We start from the raw sequence: 2,927 nt of genomic DNA, 5'->3' as shown, positions 1-2,927 counted from the left end.
ATCACGTCTCCACGGCCTCCAGGTGGGCCCGCACCCGTCCATCCCGGACCCAGCCGCGGGACCGGGCGAAGCCGATCATACCTGGGTCCCGGGGCCCGCCCGATGCACAACTATCCGGTCACGACACGTTGACGGCCGTCCAGGCCGCCGCCACCGCGTTGTACTCGGTGCTGCCCGAGCCGTACAGGGCGGCCGCCGCCGAGAGCGTCCCGGTGCGCGCCGACTTGTAGTTGGTGGTCGACGTGAAGTACGTCGTCAGCGCCTTGTACCAGATCTGCAGCGCCTTGGCCCGGCCGATGCCGGTGACCGTGGAGCCGTTGTACGTCGGGGAGTTGTAGGACACCCCGTTGATCGTCTTCGAGCCGCTGCCCTCGGACAGCAGGTAGAAGAAGTGGTTCGCGACGCCGGACGAGTAGTGCACGTCCAGGTTCTTGACCGAGGACGACCAGTAGTCGGCCGAACCGCCGTCCTTGCTGGGCTTGTCCATGTAACGCAGCGGGGTGCCGTCGCCGTTGATGTTGAGCTTCTCGCCGATGAGGTAGTCGCCGGGGTCGGAGGCGTTGTTGGCGTAGAACTCGACACCGGTGCCGAAGATGTCCGAGGTGGCCTCGTTCAGGCCGCCGGACTCACCGCTGTAGTTGAGGCCGGCGGTGTTGGAGGTGACACCGTGGCTCATCTCGTGGCCGGCCACGTCCAGCGAGGTCAGCGGGTGGGTGTTGCTGGAGCCGTCGCCGTACGTCATGCAGAAGCAGCTGTCGTCCCAGAACGCGTTGACGTAGTTGCTGCTGTAGTGGACGCGGGAGTAGGCGGCGACGCCGTTGTTCTTGATGCCGCTGCGCCCGAAGGTGTTCTTGTAGAAGTCCCAGGTCTCGGCCGCGCCGTAGGCGGCGTCGGCGGCCGCGGTCTGGTCGCTGCTGGAGCTGGAGGCGGTGCCGGTGCCCCAGACGTTGTCCGCGTCGGTGAACAGGGTGCCGGTGCCGGAGGTGCCGCGGGCCAGGTTGTACGTCTTGTGGCCGCCGCGGACGCCGTCGGTCAGCTGGTAGGTCGAGCCCGACAGGGTGGTGTCGAGGCTGACCGACCCCGAGTACAGCGTCTTGCCGGTGCCGGTGACGTTCTCGACGCCCTGGTACTCGAAGAGCTTCTTGCCGGTCGCCGCGTCGGTGATGACGTGCAGCTGGTTCGGGGTGCCGTCGTCCTGGAAGCCGCCGACGACCGTCTCGTAGGCGAGGACGGGGGTGCCGGAGCCGGCCCAGATGACCTTGCGGGCGCCGTCGGCAGCGGACTTGGTGGAGCCCAGCGACTTGGCGACGGTGAGCGCGGCCTTCTCCGCCTTGGCGGTGCTGAGCTGCGGCTTGAGCGAGGCCACCTTGATGGCCGCCTTGTTCGCCCGGGTGACGCCCTCGGACTTGCCGGTCTTCGAGGTGTGCACGACCAGGTCGCCGCCGAGCACGGGCAGACCCGCGTAGGTGCGCTCGTACCGGGTGTGGACGGTGCCGTCGACGTCCTTCACGACGTCCTTGACGACCAGCTTCTCCTTGGCGCCGAGGCCTATCTCCTGCGCGGTCTCGGCGACGTTCGCCTGCGCCTTCTGGATCAGGGCGGTGCGGGCGGAGTTGGAGAGCAGGGTGGGTGCGGCGGCCAGCGGCTGCTTCGCGGCGGCGGTGGCGTTGGTGGTCAGGCCCGTGGTGAGCAGGGCGCCGGCGGCGACAGCGGTGGCGACGGCCAGAGTGGTGCGCTTGTGACGCGCGTAGAGGGGGCTCACTCAAGCTCCTTCATGATGTGGGGAGTCCGGGCTGGAGTGGGGTCACCGGCCCGACTGTGGGGTTGTGAAGTTGCTGTGCTGTGCGGCGGGTGAAGGAAGAGTGACATCCGGGTCGCGTACATGTCAGGACCCTGAAGTGATGTTGGCCGAAAAGCAGGTGTTCGGTGAACGTTGCGGGCGTGTAACCGGGGTGCCGTCGAACGGAGTCGAACCCTCCGGCGGCACCCCGTGCTCACGCCCGTGTGCTGCGGTTTACGGGAAGGTCAGCTTCCAGCTGTTGATCTTCCCGGTGTCCTGTGCGGCCTGGTCCTGGACCTTCAGCTGCCAGGTCCCATTGGCCGATTCCGATGAGGCGTTCACGGTGTAGGTGTCCGTCACGTTGTCCGCCGAGTCGGACGAGCTGAAGTTCTTCAGCCGGTACGACGTCCCGGACGGGCCGACCAGGTCGATCACCAGGTCGCCGCGCCAGGTGTGGCTGATGTTCGGCGTCACCTGGAGGTTGCTCGGCGCGTTACCGGTGCGGCCGGAGACCGTGATCGACGAGGTGACGGCGGGCCCGTTGTCCGGGATCGACACGACGGTGTTGCTCTCGTACGAGGTGCCCGTGCCGCCCCCGCCGCCGCCGGAGCGCGCGCCGACCGCGACGGCCGCCCAGGCGTCCTGCACCGCCTTGTACTCGGCGCTCGTGGTGCCGTACAGCTCACCGGCCGCCGCGAGGGTGCCGGTGCGGGCGCTCGCGTAGTTGGTGGTCGAGGTGAACTTGGTGGTGAGCGCGCGGTACCAGATCTGCAGCGCCTTGTCCCGGCCGATGCCGGTGACCGGAAGCCCGTCCGCGGTGGGCGAGTTGTAGCTGACGCCGTTGATGACCTTGGCGCCGCTGCCCTCGCTCAGCAGGTAGAAGAAGTGGTTCGCGGGACCGGACGAGTAGTGCACGTCCAGGCCGCCGAGCCCCGAGTACCAGCTGTCCTTGGACGCGCCGTCCTTGCTGGGCTTGTCCATGTAGCGCAGCGGGGTGCCGTCGCCGTTGATGTCGATCTTCTCGCCGATGAGGTAGTCGCCGACGTCGGTGGAGTTGTTGGCGTAGAACTCCACGCCGGTGCCCATGATGTCGGAGGTGGCCTCGTTCAGGCCGCCGGACTCACCGCTGTAGTCGAGGCCGGCGGTG

2 protein-coding genes are annotated in these 2,927 nt (G+C 68.0%); both read right to left on the bottom strand.

Going from position 1 to position 2,927, the window contains the following annotated elements; genetic code table 11:
* Positions 1 to 118: 118 nt before the first annotated feature.
* Positions 119 to 1,762, bottom strand: a complete 1,644-nt coding sequence (locus ABZ646_RS44020) for a M4 family metallopeptidase (protein WP_360532678.1) — start codon at positions 1,760 to 1,762, stop codon at positions 119 to 121.
* A gap of 252 nt (positions 1,763 to 2,014) precedes the next feature.
* On the bottom strand, positions 2,015 to 2,927 hold a 913-nt coding region (locus ABZ646_RS44015), incomplete at its 5' end, for a M4 family metallopeptidase (RefSeq protein ID WP_360532675.1).

The sequence above is a fragment of the Streptomyces sp. NPDC007162 genome (assembly GCF_040634175.1).
GTDB lineage: Bacteria > Actinomycetota > Actinomycetes > Streptomycetales > Streptomycetaceae > Streptomyces.
Note: the sequence above shows the minus strand (reverse complement) of the source record. Positions and strands in the feature narration are given on the sequence as shown.